This window comes from Demequina sp. (assembly GCF_047975725.1).
GTDB lineage: Bacteria > Actinomycetota > Actinomycetes > Actinomycetales > Demequinaceae > Demequina.
The window spans coordinates 155,320-180,019 of the sequence record NZ_JBKEED010000021.1; the positions used below are offsets into that span (position 1 = coordinate 155,320).

A 24,700-nucleotide genomic window follows, 5' to 3' on the forward strand; every position below is an offset into this window, starting at 1 on the left:
GCCAAATGGATCCATTTGGCTCATCGGGGGTGGGGTGGGGAGAGCCTACGGGACAGAGAGCACGACCTTGCGCTGGCCAGGCTTGGGCTGGCAGGCCGCCGCGAAGGCCGCCTCAACCTGGTCGATCGGGACCACATCAGTGACGATCCGCTCGGCAAACCACGGGTTGTCGATCAGGTAATCCTGAGCCTTCTCGAGCATCGCGCGGTGATGGCACGTCACACCGGTGACGAGCGTGCCGTTGCGGCGGAAGAAGCTACGCATAGGTAGTGCGTACCAATCGTCGTCCGGAACCCCGAAGGCCACCACGGTGCCGTGCTTGGCCACGGCGTTCATCGCATCGGCCACGGTGGAGGCCTGGTGGCCGACCATCTCGATGACGATGTCAGGCCGGTCCTCGTCGGCGATGTCCTGTGCCCAGATGCGCGAGTTCTTGGCGATCAGGTCGTCGAACGGCAGCCCCTCGGCGTCCGCGACACGGTCCAGGGGGTCCACGCCCACGATCCGGCCCGCACCCAGGTGCTTGGCGAGGATCGCGGTCATGAGCCCAAACGGCCCCACGCCGATGATGCCCACCGAGCGGCCGTCGAGCGGTCCCAAGCGGTCGAATACCGTGAACAGGCAGGCGACGGACTGCGCGACGGTCGCGAGCGCGTCCGAGGTGTCCATGCGCACCTTCGACACCTGGTCGCCGTGGGTGACGAACACTCCGCACAGCGCGTCCCAGTTGGACGCCCAGCCCACGACCCGGTCGCCCGCGACAAAGTCGGGGTGGGCGCTGGCGCGCACCACGCCCACGACCTCGTGCATGGGCCGGCCCGGCTGGCCGGGACCGCCGGCAGGAATGAGCGCACCCTTCGCGAACGGCAGGTCGGAGCCACACACTGCCCCGGCCGTGAGGTCCACGACCAGTTCACCCTCGGCGACGGTCGAGGGCACGGGAATCTCCACACGCTCGAATCGGTAGGGGGCGCTCAGGCGGTAGGCCCAGGTGGTCTCGCTCATGTTCCGGACGGTAGCGGCGGCATGGCCGATGCGCATGGGACCTTTGGGCCCCACGTACCTCTCAGCTGTGGCGCCTGGCCGCGAGCACGGCATCGCGCCACAGGCGCTCGTGCCCATCGGCCGTGCGGGTCGTGCGCTCGCGGACGGTCGCGGAGACCTCCCACTCGTCACGCGAAAGTGCATCGGCAACGTCCGCGGCGTCGAAGGCTGCGTCGCGCAGGTCCGGGTGGTCCGCCGCGTGAGGATCGGTGGGGTGATGGCCCACGACGAGCAACATGCCGCCGGGGGCGACAGCGGGGGCAAGAGTCTCGACCAACCAGCGCCCACCCTGCTCAGGGTGGGTGTACAGCGACGTCACGAGGTTCCACGTCTCGCCTGCGGTGAGCAGTGCGGTGAGGTCGGTGTCGGTGAAGGTGATGTGCTGGGCCACGCCCGCCTCGTCGGCGTGGGCCGTCGCGCGTGCGAGCGCCGTGCGAGACAGATCCACCGCGGTGACCAGCCACCCTTGCCCGGCGAGCCACACCGCATCGGCCCCCTCCCCACAGCCCACCTCAAGAGCGGTGCCCGGCTCGGTGATGTGTTCGATCTCGTCCACCAGCGGCTGATTCGGCTGGCCCGACCACACCGCAGGGCGAGACTGATAGCGCTCCTCCCACGAGGAGCGGCTGAAGTCGCGCATCGGCTCGGCGGAGCTGTGCGCGTGCCCGTGGGCCGTGTCGTGATCGTGAGTGTGTGCGTGCATCATGATCGCCTCCCGGGGTGGCAGCCTTCATGCGGAGGCTGTCAGGCCCACTTTGCCAGGAATGCGGCGCGGGTGGGAGGTGTGGGCGAGGCTAGAGCGTCAGCGCCCGGCGCATCGGCTCGAGTTTGGCCTCAGACTCGGCCCACTCGGCGGACGGCTCACTGGCTGCGACAATCCCGCAGCCAGCAAAGAGTCTGAGCCGGGTGGGGTCCTCCGAGGAGAGCTCCGCCGAGCGCAACCCGATGCACCACTCGCCGTCACCCGCAGCGTTGATCCAGCCCACCGGGCCGGCGTAACGCGCACGGTCCAGGCCCTCGAGCTCGTCGATGACTCGGGCGGCGGTCAGCGTGGGCGTACCACACACGGCGGCGCTCGGGTGGAGTTCGCGGATGAGTTCGAGTGCGCTCGCGTTGTGGCTCAGCACGCCCGTGACGTCGGTCGCCAGGTGCATCACGTTGGGCAGGTGCAGCACTGAGGGTTCCTCGGGAACGTTCACCGAGCCGCAGTGCGTCTCCAGCACCTGGGTCACCGAGCGCACCGCGTACTCGTGTTCCTCACGATCCTTGGACGATCGCGCGAGCGCGGCGGCGTGCGCGAGATCAGCGACCTCGTCGCCCGTGGGGCGAATGGTGCCCGCGAGCACGCGGGACGTGACCAGGCCGTGGTCCACCCTGGCGAGCAACTCGGGCGTCGCACCCACCAGGCCGTCGACATGAAAAGTCCAGCAACTGGGGTAGTCCCGAGCGAGGGGGGCGAGGATCGAGCGGACGTCGACTGGCGCATCGGCCGTAGCCTCGACCGCTCGGGCGACGACGACCTTGTCGAGTTCGCCGGCGCTGATGCGGGCGACGGCGGCGGCGACCGCCGCGCTCCACGCGTGCTCATCGCCCGGGGCGATGGTCACGGGCGGCAAGGGCGGCACAGCGGTGGCGCTCGCGGTCAGGTCCGCGAGGCTCGGCAGACCAGTGCGGCCGTCCTCCGAGATGACAGTGAGCCAGGCCTCGGGGCCGCGCACGCCCACCACGTAGCGGGGGACGATCAGGGCGCCGCCCGAAGGCGAGGAGTCCGCAAACGCGAAACTGCCGAATGCTATGAGGCCCGTGCCCGCGCGCTGGACGTCGTCGCGCACCACGGCGTGACGGGACACCATGCGCCACCAGGCGTCGGCCTGGTCGATGCGGCCGGCGCCGCTGCCGTCGAAGCGAGCGACTTCGCCCCAGGCGATCATGCCCTCGCCCCGTCGCACCCACGAGATGCCTGGTTGAGGCAGCAGTGCCAGCAGGTCCTCTGGGGGGTCGATGGACACGGTTCGGACGGTCAGCGGCCCCGGGGTCGCAGCTTGCACGCTCACCGGGCAAGCCTACGTCGGGCGTGGACACGCGCGGTGCCGATCCCTCGCACTCCCCTACCTCCCCGCCTGTCCCCTCCCTCGTTCGAGGCAAGTGGTGCTCACGGATCCGCGCTGCGAGCCTCAACGAGGCAAGTGGTGCTCACGGAGCCGCGCCTCGAGCCTCAACGAGGCAACTGATGTTCACGGAGCCCTGCTGAGCGGCTCGGTTGCGCGCTGGGCCGGAGCCAGGTGCTGCGACGCAGCGCCGGAGCCAGGTGGTGCGACGCGGCGCTCGCGCCCTGTGGGTGGCGCGCAGTGAGCATCAGTTGCCTCGTTTGCGCGTAGGGGGCCGATTTGAGGACATGAGTTGCCTCGAAGGGGGAGGGGGGTTAGGCGCGGAGGGCCAACGTGCGCAGGTGGTCGTTCGCGAACCGGCCCTCAGGGTCGAGCGCCTCGAACTGCGCCCGCGCGTCTGCGAGGCGGGGGACAGCTGCGGCGACAGCATCCGCCGTCATCGAGTGCACCTTTCCCCAGTGCGGGCGCGCGCCGAACGGTGCGAGGGCGGCCTCGATGCGCGGCGTGAGGTCGGCGACAGCGGCGGGCCGCTTGCGCCACGTGAAGTGAATGGCAAGGGTGTCGCGCTCATACGCGCCCGAGAGCCACAGATTGTCGCTGGCGACGGTGCGCAGTTCGGTGATGAACAGGTGGGGCGCGATGTCGGCGGCGAGCTCGCGCACGGCGCGCAAGGCGTCGGGGCCGTCGGCGAGGTCCACGAAGTACTCGGTCTGGATCTCCTCGCCGTTGGACGGCTTGGAATCCAGGCGGAAGTGAGGCAAGCGGTCGAGCCACGCGCCTCGCACGCCGGCCTTCGCGGTGAGGTTCGACGGGTCGACGCCCACCAGGCCGGACTCGTCGGGGCGCTCGACGCGTGCGCCCAGCCAGTCGGGCATGGGCTCCGGGCCCGCACCGATGCGCGACTTACGCCACACCTGTTGCACGGCGTCCTCTGCCCAGGTGGTGAACGCGCTCACTGAGTAGGCGGACGCCATGATCCCGGTGAGATCGTCGAGCAGTGCCTGCCAGGGCAGACCACGGTAGACGTCCTGACGCACCAGGTAACTGGGCTGAATGTCGAGGGACAGCCGCACCACGATCCCGTAGGCGCCGAGCCCCACGACCAGTCCTTCCCAGCCCTCGTCACCTCGGCTCACCGAGCGCAGTTCGCCCTGGGCATCGACATATTCGAGCGCTGCAACGGCCGCCGACAGACAGCCGTTGGTCACGCCAGAACCGTGAGTGCCGGTCGCGACAGCGCCGCCCACAGAGATGTGCGGCAGCGATCCCATGTTGTGCAGTGCCCAGCCGCGCGCCTCGAGCCACGTGGCGAGTTCGCCGTAGCGGATGCCTGCGCCGACGGTCACCGTGGCCGACTCCTCGTCGAGCACGGGATTGGCGTCGATACCCGTCACGGTGATGAGGGTGCCGGGGCTGTCCGCGATGTCGTTGAAGCTGTGCCGGGTCCCGAGCGCACGCACCTGTCCACGAGTGTGCGCGACGGCGTCTTGCACCTGCGAGATGGACGTGGCTTCGATGAGGGCGGAGGCGGTGAAGTCGTGCGTGCCTGCCCAGGTGGATCCGATGCTCATGGGTCGAGCCTAGAGCCGCACAGCCCTGCACCGGAGGCAAGTCATGTCCACATCCGGGCCGCACCAGGCCCGACGAGGCACGTGAGGGTCACCTCAGCCGAGCAGGCCGAGGCAAATTGCCCGCGGCCCCGCCGATTCCGAAATACGCAACGCAATGCTTGCCTTTATTGTGCGGGGAGAGGTGGTTTTTCGGTCCAGTGCACCCCCTCACAGCACGTAGGCTATTGGCGTGAAAAACACAGCGGATGTGATCGTCGTGGGCGCTGGCCCGGGCGGCTCCGCGGCCGCTCGCTACCTTGCTGCCGAGGGCTTCGACGTCATCGCGTTGGAGAAGTCCTACTTCCCACGTGAAAAAGTGTGCGGCGACGGCTTGACGCCTCGCGCGGTGCGGGAGTTGCAGATGATCGGTCTGCCTACTCCCCGGGACGAGGGCTGGATTCCCAACTGGGGTCTACGCATGGTCGGCGGCGGCCACCGCATTGAGTTCCCGTGGAACGAGCAGGACTCCTTCCCCAACTACGGTCTATCGCTGCCCCGCGCGAGCTTCGACCACGCGCTCGCGCAGCACGCGCGTGCCGCTGGCGCGGACGTGCGCGAGGGTTGGTTCGTGACAGGCGCCGTGCGTGACGAGCGCACCGGCCGCGTCACCGGCGTGACCGCCCGCCAGACCGATGAGAAGGGCCGCAAGGTGGGTGACGAGATCACCTACACGGCGCCGCTCGTCATTTCTGCGGACGGCGTGAGTGCCCGCATCGCGCTCGGCCTTGGTCTTGAGCGCATGGAGAACCGCCCCATGGGCGTGGCCGTGCGCACCTACTTCGCAACCCCCCGCCACGACGAAGAGTGGATGGAGGGCCACCTCACGATCTGGAGCGGCGAGGCGGAGAAGTCCGATTTGCTGCCCGGCTACGGCTGGATCTTCCCGCTGGGTGACGGCACCGCGAACGTGGGCCTCGGCACGCTCAGCCCCAACGGCAGCCCGTCCAAGCTCGACCACCGCGCGCTGTTCGATGGTTGGGTACGCAACGGCACCGAGGGCTGGGGTTTTGACGCCGATGCGCCCGTGTCCAAGGTTCAAGGCGCAGCTATTCCCATGGCTTTCAACCGCCAGCCCCACTATGTGCCAGGCATGATGCTCATTGGCGACTCGGGCGGCATGGTGAACCCGTTCAACGGCGAGGGCATCGCATATGCGATGCAGGCTGCACGTCGCGCGACCGAGCAGGCCGTGGCGTGGCGTGAGGCGAGCACCGACGAGGCCAAGGAGGCCGCGCTCGCGGCCTATGCGACGCGCATGAAGGAAGACCTTGGCGGGTATTACTCCCTGGGTCGCGTGTTCGCCCACCTGATTTCGCGTCCCGCGGTCATGAAGGCATGCACCCGCTATGGACTGCCTAGGCCATTGGTCATGCAATTCACGCATAAACTCTTGGCAGACGTCTACGAACCGCGCGGCGGTGATTGGGCCGACAAGCTCATGGCCGCCCTGACCCGGATTGCCCCAGCGGCATGACGCGCACATCGGTGGCGATCAACCAGAAGGACAGCAGGGGAGCAAGCGAGTGAATCCGTACGTGCCGATCGTGGTGATGGTGGTCATCGCCGCGGGCATGGCCATCGCCGGCCTAGTGGTCAGTTCCCTTGTGGGCGGACCGAAGCGTGACAACTCCGCGAAGGTGGACAAGTACGAGTCCGGCCTGCAGCCGACTCCTGGCGCCGTCGGCGGCGGCCGCATCCCCATCAAGTACTACCTGGTGGCGATGACCTTCATCATCTTCGACATTGAGGTTGTGTTCCTGTACCCCTGGGCCGTCGCGCACGATGCGCTGGGCTGGTTCGGGCTTATCGCGACCATGACCTTCCTCGCCCTCATCACGATTCCTTTCGTGTACGAGTGGCGCCGCGGCGGATTCGAGTGGGACTGATCAGACATGGGTATTGAAGAGAGTGCACCTCCGTTCATGCTCGGCTCGGTGGAGAGCTTCGTGGGCTGGGCCCGCGCGGGTTCACTGTGGCCGGCAACGTTCGGCCTCGCGTGCTGTGCGATCGAGATGATGGCGACGGGTACCCCGCGCTTCGACATCGCTCGCTTTGGCTCCGAGGTCTTCCGTGGCTCGCCGCGCCAGGCCGACATGATGATCGTGGCCGGACGTGTGTCCAACAAGATGGCGCCGATCGTCCGCCAGGTCTACGACCAGATGGCTGAGCCCAAGTGGGTGCTCGCGATGGGCGTGTGCGCCTCCTCGGGCGGCATGTTCAACAACTACGCGATTGTCCAGGGTGTGGACCACGTGGTCCCCGTGGACATCTACCTGCCGGGCTGCCCGCCTCGCCCCGAGATGCTCATCAACGCGTTGCTTGAGCTCCAGGACCAGGTGCGTAGCCGCCCCATGGGCAACAACCGCCGCGAGATCGCTGCGGCCGCCGAGCGCGCCGCGCTTGAGGCCACCCCGACCTCCGACCAGAAGGGCCTGCTGCGTTGAGCGACGACACTCAGATGCAGGCGGCTGCTCCTCAGGGACGCGAGCCGCTCACGCTCATCAACGTGCGCGAAGGCCTGTTCGGTGCCAAGGGTGACACCTCTGGCTTTGACCGGTTCGTCAACCGCGTCCAGATGCCCGGCGCTTCCGAGCGCCCGTACGGCGAGTGGTTCGACGGCGTGGTGGACATCCTCACCGAGTTGCTCGGGGACGATGCTGCCGAGGCCATCGAGTCCGTGGTGGTTGACCGAGGCGAGTTGACCCTCAACATTCACCGCGACCACCTGCTCGCTGTGGTGCGTCACCTGCGCGACGACCAGGACCTGCGGTTCGAGATGTGCCTGGGAGTCTCCGGCGTGCACTACCCGGCCGACACCGGCCGCGAGCTGCACGCGGTGTATCCGCTGCAGTCGATCACGCACAACCGACGTCTGCGCGTTGAGGTCGCGGTCGCCGATGGCGACGCCCGCATCCCGTCGGTCACCTCGGTGTACCCGATGAACAACTGGCACGAGCGCGAGACCTGGGACTTCTTCGGGATCGTGTTTGAGGGTCACCCGTCGCTCGCGCGCATCGAGATGCCCGACGACTGGGTAGGCCACCCGCAGCGCAAGGATTACCCGCTCGGCGGCATCCCCGTCGAGTACAAGGGCGCAGAGATTCCCTCGCCCGATGAGCGGAGGCAGTACCGATGAGCACGCAGGCCGCGCACGCGACGGGCGCCTTCGTCGAGGACCCCGACGCACCCGAGTACACCGTCTACGGCGGCGACTGGTCCGAGGTGGTCGAAGAGGCCAAGCGCCTTGGCCAGCAGCGCATCGTCGTCAACATGGGCCCCCAGCACCCGTCTACCCACGGCGTGCTGCGCGTGATGCTCGAAATCGAAGGTGAGACCGTCACGGAGACCCGTGCGGGCATCGGCTATCTGCACACCGGTATCGAGAAGAACATGGAGTACCGGACGTGGACGCAGGGCGTCACGTTCTGTACCCGCATGGACTACGTCGCGTCGATGAGCCAGGAGCTCGTCTACTGCTTGGGCATCGAGAAGTTGCTGGGCATCACCGACGACATCCCCGAGCGCGCCTCGGCGTTGCGCGTGCTCATGGCGGAACTCACCCGTATTGGCTCGCACCTGGTGGCGGTGGGCACCGGCGGTAACGAGCTGGGTGCCACGACCATCATGACGACCGCCTTCGTGGCGCGTGAAGAGACCTTCCGCGTCATCGAGGCGATCTCCGGACTGCGCACCAACAACGCCTACATTCGCCCTGGCGGCGTCTCGCAGGGCCTGCCTGAGGGCGGCGTCGAGATGATCCGCGCGATGATCCCCAAGGTCAAGGCCAAGCTCGATGAGCTGGTGGCTCTGCAGATGAAGAACCCCATCCTGCAGTTGCGCCTCAAGGGCGTCGCGCAGCTCAACATCTCCGCGTGCATGGCGCTGGGCATCACGGGACCGATCCTGCGCGCGACCGGTCTGCCCTACGACCTGCGCAAGGCCGAGCCGTACTGCGGCTACGAGACCTATGACTTCCAGGTGCCCACCTCGATGGGCCAGGACGCGTGGGACCGCATGGTGCTGCGTATGGAGGAGTGCTACGAGTCGCTCAAGATTGTCGAGCAGTGCGCCGACCGTCTCGAGAAGCTCGGTGACGGCCCCGTCATGGTCGCCGACAAGAAGATCGCGTGGCCCGCGCAGCTCGCGCTGGGCCCCGACGGTCAGGGCAACTCGCTGGACCACATTCGCCACATCATGGGCGAGTCCATGGAGGCCCTGATCCACCACTTCAAGCTGGTGACCGAGGGCTTCTCGGTGCCCGCCGGACAGGTGTACCAGGCCATCGAGGGCCCCAAGGGTCTGCTCGGCGTGCACTTGGTGTCCGACGGCGGCACTAAGCCGTGGCGCGCGCACTTCCGCGACCCCGGATTCAACAACTTGCAGGCGCTGGGGATCATGTGCGAAGGCGGCCAGGTCGCCGATGTCGTGGTCGCCATCGCGTCGATCGACATGGTGCTCGGAGGCGTGGACCGATGACTTACGACGCAGACACCCTCGCTCAGCTCGAGCAGGATGCGGCCGATGTGCTGGGCCGGTACCCGGTCAAGCGTTCCGCCCTGCTGCCGCTGCTGCACTTGGTGCAGTCGGTGGATGGCTTCGTCAGCCCCGACGGCATCGCGTTCTGCGCGCAGCAGGTGGGCCTGACGAGCGCCGAGGTCAGCGCTGTCGCGACGTTCTACACCCAGTACAAGCGCCGTCCCAACGGCGAGTACCAGGTGGGCGTGTGTACCAACACCCTGTGCGCAGTCATGGGTGGCGACGAGATCTGGCGACAGGTGTCCGAGCGCTGCGGCGTGGGCCACGACGAGACCACCGCTGACGGCAAGATCACCCTCGAGCGTCTCGAGTGCAACGCGGGCTGCGACTACGCGCCCGTGATGATGGTCAACTGGGAGTTCTTCGACAACATGACGCCGGACCGCGCGCTGCGCGTGATCGACGACATTCTCGAGGGACGCGACGTCAAGCCCACCCGTGGGCCCAGCACGGTCGCCTCCTTCAAGGAGGTCTCGCGCGTGCTCGCGGGCTTCGAGGACGGACGTGCCGACGAGGACCAGGGGATCGGAGAGGCATCCGTCGCTGGCCTCAAGGTCGCGCGCGAGCAGGGTTGGGAGGAGTCGAAGTGACTGAGCTGACCCCCGTGCTGACGGCCACCTGGGACGCTGAGCAGTCGTGGAAGTTGGGCACCTACGAGAACGCCGGTGGCTATGGCGCGCTCAAGAAGGCCCTTGGCATGGCGCCCACGGACATCATCCAGGCAGTCAAGGACTCCGGTCTGCGCGGCCGTGGTGGCGCTGGCTTCCCCACCGGCATGAAGTGGGGCTTCTTGCCCCCGGACGACGGCAAGCCCCGCTACCTGGTGGTGAACGCCGATGAGTCCGAGCCGGGCACCTGCAAGGACATCCCGACCATGCTGTCGGCACCGCACCTGCTGGTCGAGGGCGTGGCGATCACGTCCTACGCCATCGGTTGCAACCACGCCTTCATCTACCTGCGCGGAGAGGTGGTCCACGTGTACCGCCGCCTGCTGCAGGCCGTGCGCGAGGCCTACGAGGCCGGCCACCTGGGCAAGAACATCCACGGCTCTGGCTACGACCTGGATGTGACGGTGCACGCGGGAGCGGGCGCCTACATCTGTGGTGAAGAGACCGCGCTGCTGGACTCGCTCGAGGGCCGTCGCGGTCAACCGCGACTCAAGCCCCCGTTCCCCGCCGTCGAGGGCCTGTACGCCCGCCCCACCGTGGTCAACAACGTCGAGTCCATCTCGTCGGTGCCGTCGATTATTGACCGCGGCGTCGAGTGGTTCACGTCCATGGGCACCGAGCGCTCGAAGGGCATGGGCATCTTCTCGCTGTCCGGCCACGTCGAGCGCCCCGGCCAGTACGAGGCTCCGCTGGGCATCACCTTGCGCGAACTGATCGACATGGCCGGCGGCATGCGTGGCGGCAAGGAACTGAAGTTCTGGACCCCCGGTGGCTCCTCGACTCCGCTGTTCACGCAGGACCACTTGGACACCCCGCTCGACTACGAGTCGGTGGGCGCGGCGGGCTCGATGCTGGGCACGCGTGCCCTGCAGATTTTCGACGAGACCACCTGCGTGGTGCGCGCCGTCGCCCGCTGGACCGAGTTCTACAAGCACGAGTCGTGCGGCAAGTGCACGCCGTGCCGTGAGGGCACCTTCTGGCTGGCCCAGATCCTTGATCGCATCGAGGAGGGCCACGGCGTCGACGCCGACATCCAGCAGCTGCTCGACACCTGTGAGTCCATCCTCGGCCGCGCATTCTGCGCGCTCGGCGATGGCGCCACCAGCTGTATCACCAGTTCCGTGAAGCTCTTCCGCGAGGAGTACGAGCAGCACGTGAGCGAGGGCCGTTGCCCGTTCGATCACTCCGCGTCGGCGCTGTTCGACTACGAGGACGCCGAGCACGCCCGCACCCACGCGACCGAGGAGGCGCACGCATGACCTCGACCGCGGATAAGGCCACGACCGAGGCCGTCGCGACCATCACCGTCACCATCGACGGCAACGAGGTCACGGTTCCCAAGGGCACGCTGATCATTCGCGCCGCCGAAGAGGTGGGCATCGACATCCCCCGCTTCTGCGACCACCCGCTGCTGAAGCCTGCCGGCGCTTGCCGCCAGTGCCTCGTGGACGTCGCCGCGCCGGACCGTGAGGGCAATGTCCGTCCGTTCCCCAAGCCGCAGGCCTCGTGCTCCATCGAGGCCACCGACGGGATGATCGTCAACACCCAGCACACCTCCGACACCGCCAAGAAGGCGCAAGAGGGTGTGATGGAGCTGCTGCTGATCAATCACCCGCTGGACTGCCCTGTGTGCGACAAGGGTGGCGAGTGCCCCCTGCAGAACCAGGCGATGAGCCACGGCCGTCCCGAGTCGCGCTTCATCGACGTCAAGCGGGTCTTCGAGAAGCCCCTCGCGCTGAGCTCCGAGATTCTGCTGGACCGTGAGCGTTGCGTGCTGTGCCAGCGCTGCACCCGCTTCTCCAAGGAGATCGCGGGCGACGCGTTCATTGACCTGCAGAACCGTGGCGCCATGCAGCAGATCGGCACCTTCGATGAGGACGTGCTGAACTTCGACGGCTACGAGCCCATCGGCGTCGCCGCCGAGGACGAGTCGGGCAAGGCCTTCTCCTCGTACTTCTCGGGCAACACGGTGCAGATTTGCCCCGTGGGCGCCTTGACGAGTGCCGCCTACCGCTTCCGTTCGCGCCCGTTTGATCTGGTGTCGAGCCCCGGAATCTCGGAGCACGACTCCTCCGGCGCGGCGATCCGCACGGATCACCGTCGCGGCAAGATCCTGCGTCGCCTCGCGGACAACGACCCGGTGGTCAACGAAGAGTGGATCACCGACAAGGACCGCTTCGCGTTCTCGTGGCAGAACCTCTCCGACCGCCTGACCCGCCCGCTCGTGCGTGGCGAGGACGGCGTGCTGCACGAGGCCTCGTGGCCCGATGCGCTGGCTCGCGCCGCGCAGGGCCTGCGGGCTGCCGCTGGGCGCACCGGCACTGCCGCGGACAAGAAGGCCAAGGGCGTGGGTGTGCTGCCTGGCGGTCGCGTGACGCTCGAGGACGCCTACGCGTACCAGAAGTTCGCTCGCGTGGCGCTGGGCACCAACGACGTTGACGTCCGTACCCGGGCCGCCTCGGATGAGGAGCAGTCCTTCCTTGGCGCGGCCGTGGCTGGCACCGGTCTGGGTGTGACCTTCGCCGACCTCGAGAAGGCGCCGACGGTGCTCCTCGTGGGCTTTGAGCCCGAGGACGAGGGCGGCGTGGTCTTCCTGCGCCTGCGCAAGTCGGTGGGTCGTCAGCAGGTCATCACCGTGGCTCCCTTCCGCTCGCGCGGAGTCGAAAAGCTCGACGCTCGCCTGATCGCTACCGCTCCCGGCGGCGAGGCAGCGGCGATGGCCGCCATCAAGGCGGGCACGGACACGGCCGATGCGCTGGCACAGGAGGGCGCTGTCGTTGTCCTGGGCGAGCGACTCGCCACCACCCCGGGTGCGTACGCTGAGGCGCTGCGCCTGGCCAAGCGCACGGGTGCTCGGCTCGCGTGGATCCCGCGTCGTGCGGGTGAGCGCGGCGCGGTGGAGGCCGGCGCGCTGCCTGGCCTGCTGCCCGGTGGACGCGACGCTGGCTCCGAGGCCGCACGGGACGCGCTCGCTCAGGCGTGGGGCGTTGACTCCTTGCCCGATCAGGCTGGTCGCAACGCCGAACAGATCATCGCCGCTGGCGCGGCAGGAGAACTGTCGGCGCTCGTGATCGGCGGTGTGACCGCATCGGACCTCACCGCTGATGTGCGCGCCGCCGTGGCGGGCGTGGACTTTGTGCTCTCGCTCGAGGTGCGCCGCACCGAGATCTCGGAACTGGCGGACGTGGTGCTGCCCGTCGCGCCGGTGTCGGAGAAGCCTGGCACGTTCGTGAACTGGGAGGGTCGCCTGCGCGGCTTCGCCACCGCGATCCGTTCGGACGCGATCAGCGACCACCGTGCGCTCGACTTCTTGGCCCGCGAGCTGGGCGTCGACCTCAAGGTCGGCACCGTGGCTGACGTCAACGAGCAGCTGGCCGGCCTGGGCGCCGCGCCCAAGGCTCAGCGCGTCAAGGCCCCCTCGGTCAAGGCCTCGAAGGCCGCCAAGTCCGAGGGCTCGCAGTTGCTGCTGGCCTCGTGGCACCTCCTCGTGGACGAGGGTGCGCTGCAGGACGGCGAGCCGTACCTCGCAGGCACCGGCCGTACGGCGGTGGCCCGCGTGTCCCCTGCGACTGCCGAGCGCATCGGCGTCAAGGATGGCGTGCTGACGGTCATGGGTACCCGCGGCGGCACCATCGAGCTGCCCGTCGTCGAGACGGCGGACATGGTGGACGACGTGGTGTGGGTCCCCGCCAAGTCTCCTGGCTCGTGGGTGGCGCATGAACTGGGCGTCGAGCCGGGCTCGCGTGTTGCTGTGAAGGGTGGCATCTGATGGTGGCCTTGTCCCTGCTGCGCGGCGACGTCACGGACGTCGCGGTCGACCCGGCGGACCTCACGGTCACCGAGGCGCTCGCCAACGACCCGCTGTGGCTCGTCATCGTCAAGGCGCTGCTGATCCTGGTGTTCCTGCTGCTGTCCGTGCTGTTCGCGGTGTGGTTCGAGCGCCGCGTGATCGGCCGACTGCAGGAGCGTCCCGGCCCCAACCGCCACGGCCCCTTCGGTCTGTTGCAGTCCGTCATGGACGCGATGAAGCTCCTGTTCAAGGAGGACATCACCGTCCGGGCCGCTGACAAGGTGCTGTACATCATCGCGCCCGCGATTTCGGTGTTCTGCGCCTTCCTGATCTTCTCCGTGATCCCCTTTGGCCCGGTGACGCACATCCCGGGCACGGACATCTACACCCCGTTGCAGCTCACGGACTTCCCCGTGGCCGTGCTGTTCATCCTCGCCTGCGCGGCGCTGGGTGTGTACGGCATCGTGCTCGGCGGTTGGGCCTCCGGCTCGACCTACCCCCTCATGGGTGCGATCCGTTCGACGGCACAGGTGATCTCGTACGAGCTCGCCATGGGCCTGTCGCTCGTGACCGTGTTCCTGCTGTCGGGCACCATGTCGACCTCGGGAATCGTCGAGGCCCAGACCGACCGGTGGTGGATCTGGCCGCTGTTCCCCGCGTTCGTGCTGTACGTGATCTCGATGGTGGGCGAAACGAACCGCCTGCCCTTCGACCTGCCCGAGGCAGAAGGTGAGCTGGTCGCAGGCTTCATGACGGAGTACTCGTCCATGAAGTTCGCGTGGTTCTTCCTCGCCGAGTACATGAACATGATCAACGTGTCCGCCGTGGCGGCCACCCTGTTCATGGGCGGGTGGCATGCGCCGTGGCCCGCATCGTGGCCGGGAGCCGAGTTCCTCAACTCGGGCATCTTCCCGCCCATCTGGCTGATCGCGAAGATCTGGCTGCTCATGTTCGTGTTCGTGTGGATTCGCGGCTCGCTGCTGCGCTTCCGCTACGACCAGTTCATGAAGTTCGGCTGGAAGGTCCTCATCCCCGTGGGCCTTGGCTGGCTCGTGTTCTACTCGGTCGGTCGCCAGGCGTTCGACGCGTGGGGCCGTGACCTCGACGTCTACGACGCCGTTGCCGGTCTGGTCGCGATCCTGCTGACCATCTCCGTCATCAGCTTCATTAAGGGCGAACCCGAGCCCGAGAAGGAACCGGAGCCAGAAGAGCTCGATGCCTTTGCCGGCGGCTACCCCGTGCCGCCGCTGCCCCACCAGACACTGCCCGCGTCGCCCCGGTCCGGTAGGACCGTCGAGGCACGCTCCGGCGCCGCCGATCCGGAAGGAGAGCCCGCATGAGCGAGCGCGACGACGTCTGGAAGGTGAACCGCGAGCGCGACGGCGAGACCGAGCGCTTTGTGTCCAACTTCCCCGAATACGGTCCCGTGGCCAAGGCCCTCGCGCCGGTTGCTGGCTTTGGCGTGACGATGCGGAACTTCTTCCGTCCCACCGTCACCGAGCAGTACCCGAGCAAGAAGACCCCGGCCATGCCGCGCTACCACGGCCGTCACCAGCTCAATCGCTACGCGGACGGGCTCGAAAAGTGCATTGGCTGTGAACTGTGTGCCTGGGCCTGCCCCGCGGACGCGATCTACGTCGAGGCCGACTCGAACACCGAGGACGCGCAGTTCTCGCCCGGTGAACGCTACGGCCGCGTCTACCAGATCAACTATCTGCGGTGCATCTTCTGCGGACTGTGCATCGAGGCGTGCCCCACGCGTGCCCTCACGATGACCAACGAGTACGAACTCGCTGGCCCCACCCGCGAGGGCCTCATCTACGAAAAGCAGGATCTGCTCGCCCCCATGGCGGACGGAATGCTGGCCGCGCCGCACCCCATGGTGCCCGGCACCGTGGACGACGACTACTACAAGGGCGACGTGACCCAAGTGGTGCAGGAACAGACGGACTGGGTGCGTGCGCATCGGCCCGACGACCCGACGCTGCCGGAGAACGCCGAGCCCAGCAAGCAGGAGGCCGCTCGTGGTTAGCCCCGTGCTGTTTTGGACGGTCGCAGTCCTGACGGTCATCCCCGCGCTGTCGTTGCTGTTCGCCCGCAAGGCCGTCCACATCGCGATGTCGATCGTGTGCGTCATGGTGGGACTCGCCGCCGCCTACGTGGGACTGGGTGCACCGTTCCTCGGTGTCGTGCAGATCGTCGTCTACACCGGCGCGGTCATGATGCTCTTCCTGTTCGTGCTCATGCTCGTGGGCGTCGACCAGCGCGAGGACCTCAAGGAGACCATCAAGGGTCAGCGCTGGATTGCGTTGTTCACCGCTGGCGGTCTCGGGTTCCTGTTGGTGTCGGTCATCGGTCGCGTCACGATCGAGCCGCCCGTCGAGCTACCCATCGGAGACCCCGAGCCCATCGCCTTGGTGCTGTTCTCCAAGTACGTGCTCGTGATGGAGGTGCTGGGCGCGCTGCTCATCACCGCCGCCGTGGGCGCCCTTGTGATGACGCACTCGCCGCGCCTGTTGCCGCGCCGCACTCAGGCCGAGGTTCACGCCGCGCGCGTGCTCGCCGGGGCGGACCCCGTCAACAAGCCCATGCCCGGTGTCTACGCCCGTCACAACGGCCTGGACATCCCTGCGCTCGACCCCGACGGCCAGCCCATCGGTCACTCGGTGTCGCGTGTGCTGGAGGCACGCGAGCAAACCTCGGACGGCACCGAGTTCCGGGCCAGGCTCGAGAACACCTCGAACCCCGAGGACCGTCAGAACCCGCAGGCCGGCCGCGAGGAGGAGGGCAAGTGAACCCCATCAACTTCGTGATCCTGGCCGCGCTGCTGTTCGCCATTGGCGCCGCCGCGGTGCTGCTGCGGCGCAACGCGATCGTCGCCTTCATGGGCGTCGAGCTCATGCTCAACGCCGCCAACCTCACGCTTGTCGCCTTCTCACGTCTGCACGGTCAGCTTGACGGCCAGGTCATGGCGTTCTTCGTCATGGTGGTCGCTGCTGCCGAGGTGGTGGTGGGTCTCGCGATCATCATCGCGGTGTTCCGTGCCCGCCAGACCATTTCGCTCGACGAGCCCGCCGAGCTGAAGGGATAGCCCACCCATGCAGTCATTGATCTGGCTCGCCATCGCCCTGCCATTGGTGAGTGCCGCTGCGCTCTTGCTCTTGGGACGCAGGGCCGATGCGTGGGGCCACTGGGTAGGCGTCGCCGCCTCTGGTGGTGCCTTCCTGGTGGGATTCGCCACCATGGTGACGATGCTTGGCCTGCCGGCCGAGGAGCGCGCCTTCTCTCAGACCCTGTGGACCTTCATCCCGGGTGGGGAACTCGACGTGAACGTGGGCCTGCTTGCCGACCCGCTGTCAATCACTTTCGTGTTGCTCATCACGTTCGTGGGCACGCTGATCCATGTGTACTCCGTGGCCTACATGGAGCACGACGAGAACCGTCGCCGGTTCTTCGCCTACCTCAACCTGTTTATCGCCGCGATGCTGCTGCTCGTGCTCGCCGACTCCTACCTCTTGCTGTTCGTGGGCTGGGAGGGTGTGGGTCTTGCCTCGTACCTGCTGATCGGTTTCTGGAACCACAAGCCCGAGTACGCGACCGCCGCGAACAAAGCGTTCGTGGTCAACCGCATCGGCGATATTGGCCTGATCGTGGCGATGGGTCTGATGTTCTCCGCCTTCGGGGCGCTCGACTTCGCGACCATTTCCGAGCAGGCCTCGACGGCCTCGACCGCGACGCTTACGGCTGCCGCCCTCGCCTTGCTGCTCGCGGCGTGTGGAAAGTCCGCGCAGTTCCCGCTGCAGTCCTGGCTGGGGGACGCGATGGCGGGCCCGACCCCCGTGTCCGCGCTGATCCACGCGGCCACCATGGTGACTGCGGGTGTCTACCTGATCGTGCGTTCCGCGCCCATCTTCGAGGGGGCGCCTGACGCTCAGGTGGTGGTCGCCGCCGTCGGTGCGTTCACGCTCCTGCTCGGTGCGTTCATCGGTATGGCCAAGGACGACATCAAGAAGGCGCTTGCCGCCTCGACGATGTCGCAGATTGGCTACATGATGCTGGCCGCCGGGCTGGGCCCCATCGGCTACGCCTTCGCGATCTTCCACCTGGTCACGCACGGCTTCTTCAAGGCCGGCATGTTCCTGGGCGCCGGCTCCGTCATGCACGCCATGAACGACAGGGTCGACATGCGCCGCTACGGCGCGCTCAAGGGCGCGATGGTGGTCACCTGGATCACGTTCGGCCTTGGCTGGCTCGCGATCCTCGGTGTGCCGCCGTTCTCGGGCTACTTCTCCAAGGACAAGATCATCGAGGCCGCGTTCGTGGGCGAAGGCTGGCAGCCCTGGGTCTTCGGCGGCGCCGCGCTCATCGGTGCGGGCCTCACGGCCTTCTACATGTCGCGCCTGTTCTTCATGACCTTCCACGGCAAGGCGCGGTGGGAGGACGACGTCCACCCGCATGAGAGCCCCGCTCTGATGACGGTGCCCATGATCATCCTCGCGGTGGGATCGGCCTTCCTGGGTCTGTTCCTCGCCACCGGCGACCGGTTCGCTCACTGGCTTGAGCCGGTCACCGGCCACGCCGAGCACCACGACCCCGTGTTGCCCATCCCGGTGATCATCGCGACCACCCTGATTCTGGTTGCGCTCGGTGCAGGGTTCGCGTGGCTCAAGTACGGTCGCGCCGAGGTTCCCGTTCCCGCCCCGACCGGGTCGCTTGCGACCATCACGGCGCGCAACGACTTCTTCCAGGACTCCGTCAACCGGGCAGTGTTCCAGCGGCCCGGACAGCACCTCACCCGCACGCTCGTGTACGTGGACGCCGCCGTCGTCGACGGTGCCGTCAACGCTCAGGCACGTGGATGGGCGGGTCTCGGCGAGGCGTCCAGGCGCCTGCAAAGCGGCCAGGTCCGCTCCTACGCCGCAACCATGCTCGTGGGTCTTGTCATTCTTGCCGTCGTCATCGTGGTGGGGGGTCTGTAAGCCGTGTTCCCGTTCCTGACCATTCTGGTCGCTCTCCCGGCAGTGGGTGCGGCAGTGCTGTGGGCGCTGCCCGCCTCCGCTCGCTCGCGGGCCAGGGAGATCGCCCTGGGCGTCACCGTCGTCGAGTTCGTGCTGTTCGTCGTGATGGCGCTTCAGTTCGACAAGGGCGACGCTGGAGCCTTCCAGTTCTCTGAGACGTATGCCTGGATTCCCCAGATCGGGGCGAGCTGGGCGCTTGGCATCAACGGCATCGGCCTGCTGCTCATCGCCCTGTCCGTCATCCTCACCCCGCTGGCGATCCTCGCCGGGTGGCGTGAAGACAAGGACGACAAGGCGCGGCGCGACTACCTCGCGCTGATCCTCGTGAGCCTGAGCTTCATGGTCGGGATCTTCGCCGCCCGCGACGTGTTCCTGTTCTACGTCATGTTCGAGGCGATGCTGATCCCGCTGTACTTCCTCATCGGTCGCTTTGGTGGCGTGCAGCGCCGCTACGCCGCGGTGAAGTTCCTGCTGTTCTCGCTTGCGGGCGGACTGATCATGCTCGTGGCCGTCGTGGCGCTGTACTTCGCAGGCCCCGGTGGCGAGCAGGCCTTCCTCACGGACAACCTCGCCGGTGCGCTCGACCTTACGGTCACGCAGGAGCGTCTGATGTTCGTGGCCTTCTTCTTGGCCTTCGCCATCAAGGCGCCCATGGTGCCCGTGCACACGTGGCTGCCCGATGTCGCGGAGACTGCCCGTCCCGGCACCACCGCGCTGCTCGTGGCGGTGCTCGACAAGATCGGCACGTTCGGCATGCTCACGCTGTGCCTGGTGCTGTTCCCCGACGCCGCACGGTGGGCCGCTCCTGGCATCATCGTCTTCGCCGTCATCTCCGTCATCTACGGTGCGCTGCTCGCCATTGGCCAGCGCGACATGATGCGTCTGGTGGCCTTCACCTCGGTGAGCCACTTCGGTGTGATGATCCTGGGCATCTTCGCCTTCCAGCAGACCTCGGTCGAGGGCGCGGCGCTGTACATGTTCAACCACGGACTGTCGACGGGCGCGCTGTTCCTGCTCGTGGGCTTCCTCGTGGCACGGACCGGCACCGCAGACGTCGAGGCCTACGGAGGCCTCCAGCGGGTGGTGCCCGTGTTCGCGGGAGTGTTCCTCGTGGTGGGCCTGTCCTCGCTGTCGCTGCCCGGACTGTCACCGTTCGTGTCGGAGATCATGGTCTTCGTGGGCGCGTTCCCCGTGGCCGCCGTCGCCGTGATCATCTCCGCCGTCTCTGGGGTGCTCGCCGCCCTGTACATTCTGCTCACCTACAAGCGGGTCTTCACCGGACCGGTGCGCGAGGACCGCGCCCAGATGCGCGAGCTCACGCTGCGCGAGCGCCTGGTGGTGGGACCCCTGATCGCCCTGATGCTGCTGCTGGGCTTCGCCCCCGGCATCGCCATCGAGTACCTGAGCGACCCGGCCGCTGACGTGGTCGCGACCGTCGCCATCGAGGAGGCCGGCGCCTGATGTTCGAGACCCCCGAGATCGCCTGGGCGCCGCTCGCGCCCATCCTGATCGTGCTCGGCGCCGGCGCTGTCGGCGTGCTCATCGAGGCGTTTGTGCGTCGCCCGTCGACGCGTCGCAGCGTCCAACTGGTGTTCGGACTGGTCACGCTGGCCGTGGCGCTCGGCACCGCGGTCGTGCAGTGGGTAGCCCTGGAGGGTGCCGGCACGATCGTCGCCGAGGGCATGCTCACGGTGGACCGCCAGTCGCTCGCATGGCAGGCAATGCTGCTCGTGTTCGGCCTGCTGGGCCTGATCCTCTTCGCCTCGCGCACCCGCGCAGGCGAGGGGGCCTTCACCCCGCTGGGCTCGACCTCGCCCGGGTCGATCGAGGAGACCCTCGCGCGCCGCCGCGGGCTCGAGGTCACCGAGGTCTTCCCGCTGCTGCTGTTCGCGGTGGGCGGCATGATGCTGTTCACGGCCGTGACCGACTATGTGTTCTTGTTCGTGGCCCTCGAGGTGTTCTCGCTCGCGCTGTACATCATGGTCGCGCTGGCCCGTCGTCGCAGGCTCATGTCGCACGAGGGCGCCCTCAAGTACTTCCTGCTGGGAGCATTCTCGTCCGCGCTGTACATCTTCGGTGTGGCGCTGGTCTACGGCGCCACGGGCTCCACGTCCTTCGACGGTGTACGCGACGGGATTGTTGCCTCGGGCCGCTACGACGGCATCCTGCTGGTCGGTGTGGTCCTGTTGCTCGTCGGTCTGCTGTTCAAGATCGGCGCTGTGCCGTTCCACTCGTGGGTGCCGGACGCCTACCAGGGCGCCCCCACCCCCGTGACGGCCTTCATGGGCGCCGCGACCAAGGCAGCGGCCACGGCCGCGCTCGTGCGCATCGTCTACACGTCTCTCGACCCGCTCGAGTGGCAGATCAGCTGGCTGTTCTGGGCCGTCGCCATCGCCTCGATGGCGCTGGGCACGGTGCTCGCACTCGTGCAGACCAACGTCAAGCGCATGCTGGCCTACTCGTCGGTCGCCCACGCGGGCTTCATCCTGGTGGCCTTCGCCGGCTTCACCGGCGAGGCCCTGGCCGCGCTGCCGTTCTACCTGCTCGCCTACGGCCTGGCGACCATCGGTGCCTTCGCCGTGGTGTCCCAGGTGCGTGAGCGCACCGAGGACGGCGCCGTGGGTGCCGAAGCCGTGCGCCTGGGCCAGTGGGCGGGGCTGGGCAAGCGTTCGCCCCTGCTCGCGGGCGCGATGAGCCTGTTTCTGCTGTCCTTCGCGGGTATCCCGCTGACCGCGGGCTTCATCGGCAAGTTCACGGTGTTCGCCGCTGCCGTCGCCGGTGGGGGCTGGGTGCTGGTCGTGATCGCGGTGATCGCCTCGGCAGTGGCCGCGTTCTTCTACGTGCGCCTGGTCGTGCTGATGTTCCTCACGGATGTTCCTGAGGGCGTCGAGAATGCCGTTGAGGTCGAGGACGGCCCGCTCGCTAGGCTGGTCATCATGATCTGTGCTGCTGCGGTGCTCGTCCTCGGAATCCTGCCTGCGGGCGCGCTCGACGTCTTCACCGACGCCGCGCAGTTCTTGGTCTCCGCAGGCTGATCTCTGTGCCCCAGTTCCCGCTCGGGTCCGACGCCCTGGACGCCGCGATCACTCCTCGCCTCGCGATAGTTGAGGAGCGGCTTCGCGATGCCGTGGCGCAGTCGGACACGCTCGCGCAAGAGTCCTCGCGGCACCTGGTCGATGCTGGTGGCAAGCGGCTGCGGCCCATGCTCACGCTGCTGACCGCGCAGCTGGGGGACGGGGCACGGCCCGAGGTAGTCGAGGCGGCGGTCGTCGCCGAGCTCACCCACCTCGCGACGCTCTACCACGACGACGTCATGGACTCCGCTCCCACCCGTCGTGGGGCGCCGTCCGCGCACGAGGTGTGGGGCAACTCCGTCGCGATCCTCACGGGTGACTTGCTGTTCGCGCGTGCGTCGCGCGTGGTGGCGGGACTTGGTCCCGAGGCCGTGCGCATCCAGGCGCAGACCTTCGAGCGGCTGTGCCTTGGTCAACTTCACGAGACCGTGGGCCCTGCCGAGGGCGACGACCACATCGAGCACTACCTTCAGGTGCTCGCTGATAAGACCGGGTCACTCATTGCGACGTCGGCGCGCTTTGGCGCGATGTTCGCGGGCTGCCACCCGCGCGACGTGCGCATGGTGACCGAGTACGGCGAACTGGCGGGCGTGGCCTTCCAACTGGCTGACGACGTCATCGACGTGCGCTCGGACGCCGCGACCACCGGCAAGACGCCCGGCACCGACCTGCGTGAGGGCGTTCCCACCATGCCTGTGCTGTTGTTGCGCAAGCGCATTGCCGACGGCGTGGGCACTGACGCCGATGTGAGTCTGCTGACCGACATCGACGGCGACCTCAGCGACGATGCGGTGCTCGCCGATGTCGTGGCGCGGCTGTCCGCCCACGAGGTGGTCGACGAGACCAGCCGGTTGGCCCAGGACTGGGCGCTGCGCGCCAAGGACGCGGTCGACGGCCTGCCCGAGGGCCAGGTGCGCGACGCGCTGATGACCTTCGCTGACGCCCTGGTGGCCCGCGCCGCCTAACCCCCGCTTCCCATCAAATGGATCCATTTGGTTCGTGAACGGGCTCCCTCCTTCCGCCAAATGGATCCATTTGGCTTGTGAGGAGGGCCGATGCGCGTCCGGCTAGGGTGTCACCCATGGGCTCCCGCTGGCATGAGGTCGACGACTACATCGAGCGCGCGGTGCTCGGCGAGGATCCCGATGGGGAGCGCACGCTCGCCGCACAACGCGAGGGTGGCCTGCCCGACATCGCGGTCAGCCGGGCCCAGGGGCGCTTGCTGAGCGTCCTCGCCCGCTCGGTGCGCGCGCGCCGTGTGGTGGAGTTCGGCACGCTCGGCGGGTACTCGACGCTGTGCCTCGCCCGCGCGCTTCCGGACGACGGCCAGGTCGTGACCTTCGAATTATCGGATCACCACGCGCAGGTTGCTCGCGCGAACCTCGATGCCGCGGGCGTGGGCCACCAGGTGGCTATCCGGGTGGGACTCGCCCGCGATCTGCTGCACACGTTGGCCGACGACGACGAGTTCGACCTCGCCTTCATCGATGCGGACAAGCCCAGCAACTCTGCGTACTACGAGGCCGCGATGACCCGGATGCGCCCCGGAGGCCTCGTGATCGTGGACAACGTGGTGCGTGGTGGCGCCCTCGCGGACGCCGACTCCTCAGACGACCGCGTGCGCGGCTCGCGCGCCGTGCTTGAGCGGGTGGGTCGTGACCCGCGCGTGGAGGCTACCGTCATCCAGACCGTGGGCTCCAAGGGCTACGACGGGATGCTCATCGCGACCGTCCTCGACTGACCCCGCCGCTTCACAAGTCAAATGGATCCATTTGCGCGCGAGGTTGGCCGTGTTCCTGCACCAAATGGATCCATTTGCGCGTGAGGTTGGCCGTGTTTCTGCAGCAAATGGATCCATTTGACGGGAGGGCACGGGGGAGGGGGAGGGGGAGGGGGAGCGGCGGACTAGACCGGCTCCGCCGGCTGGACCCTGGCCTCGCCGCGGCGCACTCGTGAGCGCCAACCGTCCGCCGTCAGCACCACAAGAGCCACCCACACCAGAGCGAAGCCCACCCAACGCGACCACGGCATCGGCTCTCCAAAGTGCCACACGGCAAGGATGAACATGAGCGTGGGCGCGATGTACTGCAGCAGGCCAGTGACGTACAGCGGCAGGCGGCGCGCGCCGGCCGCGAACAGCAGCAAGGCGCCGGCCGTGAAGATGCCGGTGGACATCAGCAGCAGGTCGTGCCCGACCCCGAGCCCTTCAGACCCGCGTGAGAGAAAGGTCTGCCGCCCGGTGTCGTGAATCCACCACAGGCCCACGAGCGCGACCGGCGCGAGCACGATGGTCTCCACCGTGAGCCCGGTGAGGGCATCGACGGAGCCGCCCACGCGCTTCTTGAGCAGCCCGTAGATCCCGAACGTCGTCGCGAGCGCCACCGCAATCCACGGGAACTCCCCGAGCCCGAGCCCGATCACCACGACGGCCGCCAGAGCGATGGCGATCGCGACCACCTGCAGCCGCCGCAGGCGTTCTCCCAGGAAGATCACGCCAAGGGCCACGGTGAACAGCGGGTTGATGTAGTAGCCCAGCGCCGCGGAGTTCACGTGGTCGGTGACGGTCGCGTAGACGTAGATGAGCCAGTTGACGGCGACAAACCCCGCGGCCACCGCCAAGGTAGCGAGCGTGCGCGGCGAACTCAGCGCTGAGCGCAGCCGGCTCCACGAGCGCGCCACTGCGACCAGCACCAGGCACACGAGCACGGACCACACGGCACGATGCGCGGTGATCTCGAGGGCGCCTGCGGGCTTGAGCGCGGCCATCAGCAGCGGGAAGGTTCCCCAGATCAGGTACGCACCGGCGCCAAAGGCGAGCCCCGATCGGCTCAGGGATTCGCTCACCATCGCAG

General features: G+C 67.8%; 22 protein-coding genes. 17 read left to right on the forward strand and 5 right to left on the reverse strand.

The window, feature by feature from the left end; genetic code table 11:
- Positions 1-45: 45 nt before the first annotated feature.
- The 4 genes from ACK5NO_RS08080 to ACK5NO_RS08095 form a co-directional block, all read right to left on the reverse strand.
- A complete protein-coding gene (locus tag ACK5NO_RS08080; protein WP_416812156.1) occupies positions 46-1,005 on the reverse strand; it encodes a zinc-binding dehydrogenase in 960 nt (319 codons plus the stop codon).
- A 61-nt stretch (positions 1,006-1,066) separates the two neighbouring features.
- Complete coding sequence (locus ACK5NO_RS08085; protein ID WP_416812157.1) at positions 1,067-1,750, reverse strand: class I SAM-dependent methyltransferase; 684 nt, start codon at positions 1,748-1,750, stop codon at positions 1,067-1,069.
- 88 nt (positions 1,751-1,838) lie between these two features.
- A complete protein-coding gene (locus ACK5NO_RS08090) occupies positions 1,839-3,098 on the reverse strand; it encodes an isochorismate synthase (protein ID WP_416812158.1) in 1,260 nt (419 codons plus the stop codon).
- Positions 3,099-3,466: 368 nt separating this feature from the next.
- On the reverse strand, positions 3,467-4,723 hold the full coding sequence (locus tag ACK5NO_RS08095; protein ID WP_416812159.1) for an FAD-binding protein: 1,257 nt from the start codon (positions 4,721-4,723) through the stop codon (positions 3,467-3,469).
- Positions 4,724-4,952: 229 nt separating this feature from the next.
- Between ACK5NO_RS08095 and ACK5NO_RS08100 the strand changes: the two genes are divergently transcribed.
- The 17 genes from ACK5NO_RS08100 (at position 4,953) to ACK5NO_RS08180 (ending at position 23,589) form a co-directional block, all read left to right on the forward strand.
- Positions 4,953-6,236 (forward strand): geranylgeranyl reductase family protein, encoded by a 1,284-nt coding sequence (locus ACK5NO_RS08100; protein ID WP_416812160.1) that lies wholly within the window; start codon positions 4,953-4,955, stop codon positions 6,234-6,236.
- Between the two features lie 49 nt (positions 6,237-6,285).
- Positions 6,286-6,648, forward strand: a complete 363-nt coding sequence (locus ACK5NO_RS08105) for an NADH-quinone oxidoreductase subunit A (RefSeq protein WP_416812161.1) — start codon at positions 6,286-6,288, stop codon at positions 6,646-6,648.
- A 6-nt stretch (positions 6,649-6,654) separates the two neighbouring features.
- Positions 6,655-7,206 carry an NADH-quinone oxidoreductase subunit B gene (locus ACK5NO_RS08110; protein WP_416812162.1) on the forward strand — a complete coding sequence of 184 codons (552 nt, stop codon included), beginning with the start codon at positions 6,655-6,657 and terminating at the stop codon, positions 7,204-7,206.
- A gap of 14 nt (positions 7,207-7,220) precedes the next feature.
- Positions 7,221-7,898, forward strand: a complete 678-nt coding sequence (locus tag ACK5NO_RS08115; RefSeq protein WP_416812222.1) for an NADH-quinone oxidoreductase subunit C — start codon at positions 7,221-7,223, stop codon at positions 7,896-7,898.
- Complete coding sequence (locus tag ACK5NO_RS08120) at positions 7,895-9,238, forward strand: NADH-quinone oxidoreductase subunit D (RefSeq protein ID WP_416812163.1); 1,344 nt, start codon at positions 7,895-7,897, stop codon at positions 9,236-9,238. The genes ACK5NO_RS08115 and ACK5NO_RS08120 overlap by 4 nt, the downstream gene beginning before the upstream one ends.
- Positions 9,235-9,888 carry an NADH-quinone oxidoreductase subunit NuoE gene (gene nuoE, locus ACK5NO_RS08125; RefSeq protein ID WP_416812164.1) on the forward strand — a complete coding sequence of 218 codons (654 nt, stop codon included), beginning with the start codon at positions 9,235-9,237 and terminating at the stop codon, positions 9,886-9,888. Before ACK5NO_RS08120 ends, nuoE begins: the two co-directional genes overlap by 4 nt.
- Positions 9,885-11,225: an NADH-quinone oxidoreductase subunit NuoF gene (gene nuoF / locus ACK5NO_RS08130; protein WP_416812165.1), complete on the forward strand. Its 1,341-nt coding sequence runs from the start codon at positions 9,885-9,887 to the stop codon at positions 11,223-11,225. The genes nuoE and nuoF overlap by 4 nt, the downstream gene beginning before the upstream one ends.
- A complete protein-coding gene (locus tag ACK5NO_RS08135; RefSeq protein ID WP_416812166.1) occupies positions 11,222-13,735 on the forward strand; it encodes an NADH-quinone oxidoreductase subunit G in 2,514 nt (837 codons plus the stop codon). Before nuoF ends, ACK5NO_RS08135 begins: the two co-directional genes overlap by 4 nt.
- On the forward strand, positions 13,735-15,096 hold the full coding sequence (gene nuoH / locus ACK5NO_RS08140) for an NADH-quinone oxidoreductase subunit NuoH (RefSeq protein WP_416812167.1): 1,362 nt from the start codon (positions 13,735-13,737) through the stop codon (positions 15,094-15,096). The genes ACK5NO_RS08135 and nuoH overlap by 1 nt, the downstream gene beginning before the upstream one ends.
- Positions 15,093-15,788 carry an NADH-quinone oxidoreductase subunit NuoI gene (nuoI, locus tag ACK5NO_RS08145; protein ID WP_416812168.1) on the forward strand — a complete coding sequence of 232 codons (696 nt, stop codon included), beginning with the start codon at positions 15,093-15,095 and terminating at the stop codon, positions 15,786-15,788. The genes nuoH and nuoI overlap by 4 nt, the downstream gene beginning before the upstream one ends.
- Complete coding sequence (locus ACK5NO_RS08150) at positions 15,781-16,551, forward strand: NADH-quinone oxidoreductase subunit J (protein WP_416812169.1); 771 nt, start codon at positions 15,781-15,783, stop codon at positions 16,549-16,551. The genes nuoI and ACK5NO_RS08150 overlap by 8 nt, the downstream gene beginning before the upstream one ends.
- The gene (nuoK, locus tag ACK5NO_RS08155) at positions 16,548-16,847 is read left to right on the forward strand and encodes an NADH-quinone oxidoreductase subunit NuoK (protein WP_416812170.1); all 300 of its coding nucleotides are present in this window, start codon (positions 16,548-16,550) and stop codon (positions 16,845-16,847) included. The genes ACK5NO_RS08150 and nuoK overlap by 4 nt, the downstream gene beginning before the upstream one ends.
- A 7-nt stretch (positions 16,848-16,854) precedes the next feature.
- Positions 16,855-18,735 carry an NADH-quinone oxidoreductase subunit L gene (gene nuoL / locus ACK5NO_RS08160; protein ID WP_416812171.1) on the forward strand — a complete coding sequence of 627 codons (1,881 nt, stop codon included), beginning with the start codon at positions 16,855-16,857 and terminating at the stop codon, positions 18,733-18,735.
- A 3-nt stretch (positions 18,736-18,738) separates the two neighbouring features.
- Positions 18,739-20,235: an NADH-quinone oxidoreductase subunit M gene (locus tag ACK5NO_RS08165; RefSeq protein ID WP_416812172.1), complete on the forward strand. Its 1,497-nt coding sequence runs from the start codon at positions 18,739-18,741 to the stop codon at positions 20,233-20,235.
- A complete protein-coding gene (gene nuoN / locus ACK5NO_RS08170; RefSeq protein WP_416812173.1) occupies positions 20,235-21,809 on the forward strand; it encodes an NADH-quinone oxidoreductase subunit NuoN in 1,575 nt (524 codons plus the stop codon). The genes ACK5NO_RS08165 and nuoN overlap by 1 nt, the downstream gene beginning before the upstream one ends.
- Positions 21,806-22,813 (forward strand): polyprenyl synthetase family protein, encoded by a 1,008-nt coding sequence (locus tag ACK5NO_RS08175; protein ID WP_416812223.1) that lies wholly within the window; start codon positions 21,806-21,808, stop codon positions 22,811-22,813. Before nuoN ends, ACK5NO_RS08175 begins: the two co-directional genes overlap by 4 nt.
- Positions 22,814-22,929: 116 nt before the next feature.
- Positions 22,930-23,589, forward strand: a complete 660-nt coding sequence (locus ACK5NO_RS08180; RefSeq protein ID WP_416812174.1) for an O-methyltransferase — start codon at positions 22,930-22,932, stop codon at positions 23,587-23,589.
- A 164-nt stretch (positions 23,590-23,753) separates the two neighbouring features.
- Here ACK5NO_RS08180 and rarD read toward each other — a convergent pair whose 3' ends face one another.
- A complete protein-coding gene (gene rarD / locus ACK5NO_RS08185) occupies positions 23,754-24,692 on the reverse strand; it encodes an EamA family transporter RarD (RefSeq protein WP_416812175.1) in 939 nt (312 codons plus the stop codon).
- Positions 24,693-24,700 lie beyond the last annotated feature (8 nt).

What these genes read in the sequence shown, in the direction of transcription:
- ACK5NO_RS08080 (WP_416812156.1), bottom strand. Translation starts at nt 1,005, where the DNA reads ATGAGCGAGACCACCTGGGCCTACCGCCTGAGCGCCCCCTACCGATTC.
- ACK5NO_RS08180 (WP_416812174.1), top strand. Translation starts at nt 22,930, where the DNA reads ATGGGCTCCCGCTGGCATGAGGTCGACGACTACATCGAGCGCGCGGTG.
- nuoI (WP_416812168.1), top strand. Translation starts at nt 15,093, where the DNA reads ATGAGCGAGCGCGACGACGTCTGGAAGGTGAACCGCGAGCGCGACGGC.
- ACK5NO_RS08085 (WP_416812157.1), bottom strand. Translation starts at nt 1,750, where the DNA reads ATGATGCACGCACACACTCACGATCACGACACGGCCCACGGGCACGCG.
- ACK5NO_RS08110 (WP_416812162.1), top strand. Translation starts at nt 6,655, where the DNA reads ATGGGTATTGAAGAGAGTGCACCTCCGTTCATGCTCGGCTCGGTGGAG.
- ACK5NO_RS08120 (WP_416812163.1), top strand. Translation starts at nt 7,895, where the DNA reads ATGAGCACGCAGGCCGCGCACGCGACGGGCGCCTTCGTCGAGGACCCC.
- ACK5NO_RS08095 (WP_416812159.1), bottom strand. Translation starts at nt 4,723, where the DNA reads ATGAGCATCGGATCCACCTGGGCAGGCACGCACGACTTCACCGCCTCC.
- nuoE (WP_416812164.1), top strand. Translation starts at nt 9,235, where the DNA reads ATGACTTACGACGCAGACACCCTCGCTCAGCTCGAGCAGGATGCGGCC.
- ACK5NO_RS08115 (WP_416812222.1), top strand. Translation starts at nt 7,221, where the DNA reads ATGCAGGCGGCTGCTCCTCAGGGACGCGAGCCGCTCACGCTCATCAAC.
- ACK5NO_RS08135 (WP_416812166.1), top strand. Translation starts at nt 11,222, where the DNA reads ATGACCTCGACCGCGGATAAGGCCACGACCGAGGCCGTCGCGACCATC.
- nuoN (WP_416812173.1), top strand. Translation starts at nt 20,235, where the DNA reads ATGTTCGAGACCCCCGAGATCGCCTGGGCGCCGCTCGCGCCCATCCTG.
- nuoH (WP_416812167.1), top strand. Translation starts at nt 13,735, where the DNA reads ATGGTGGCCTTGTCCCTGCTGCGCGGCGACGTCACGGACGTCGCGGTC.
- nuoL (WP_416812171.1), top strand. Translation starts at nt 16,855, where the DNA reads ATGCAGTCATTGATCTGGCTCGCCATCGCCCTGCCATTGGTGAGTGCC.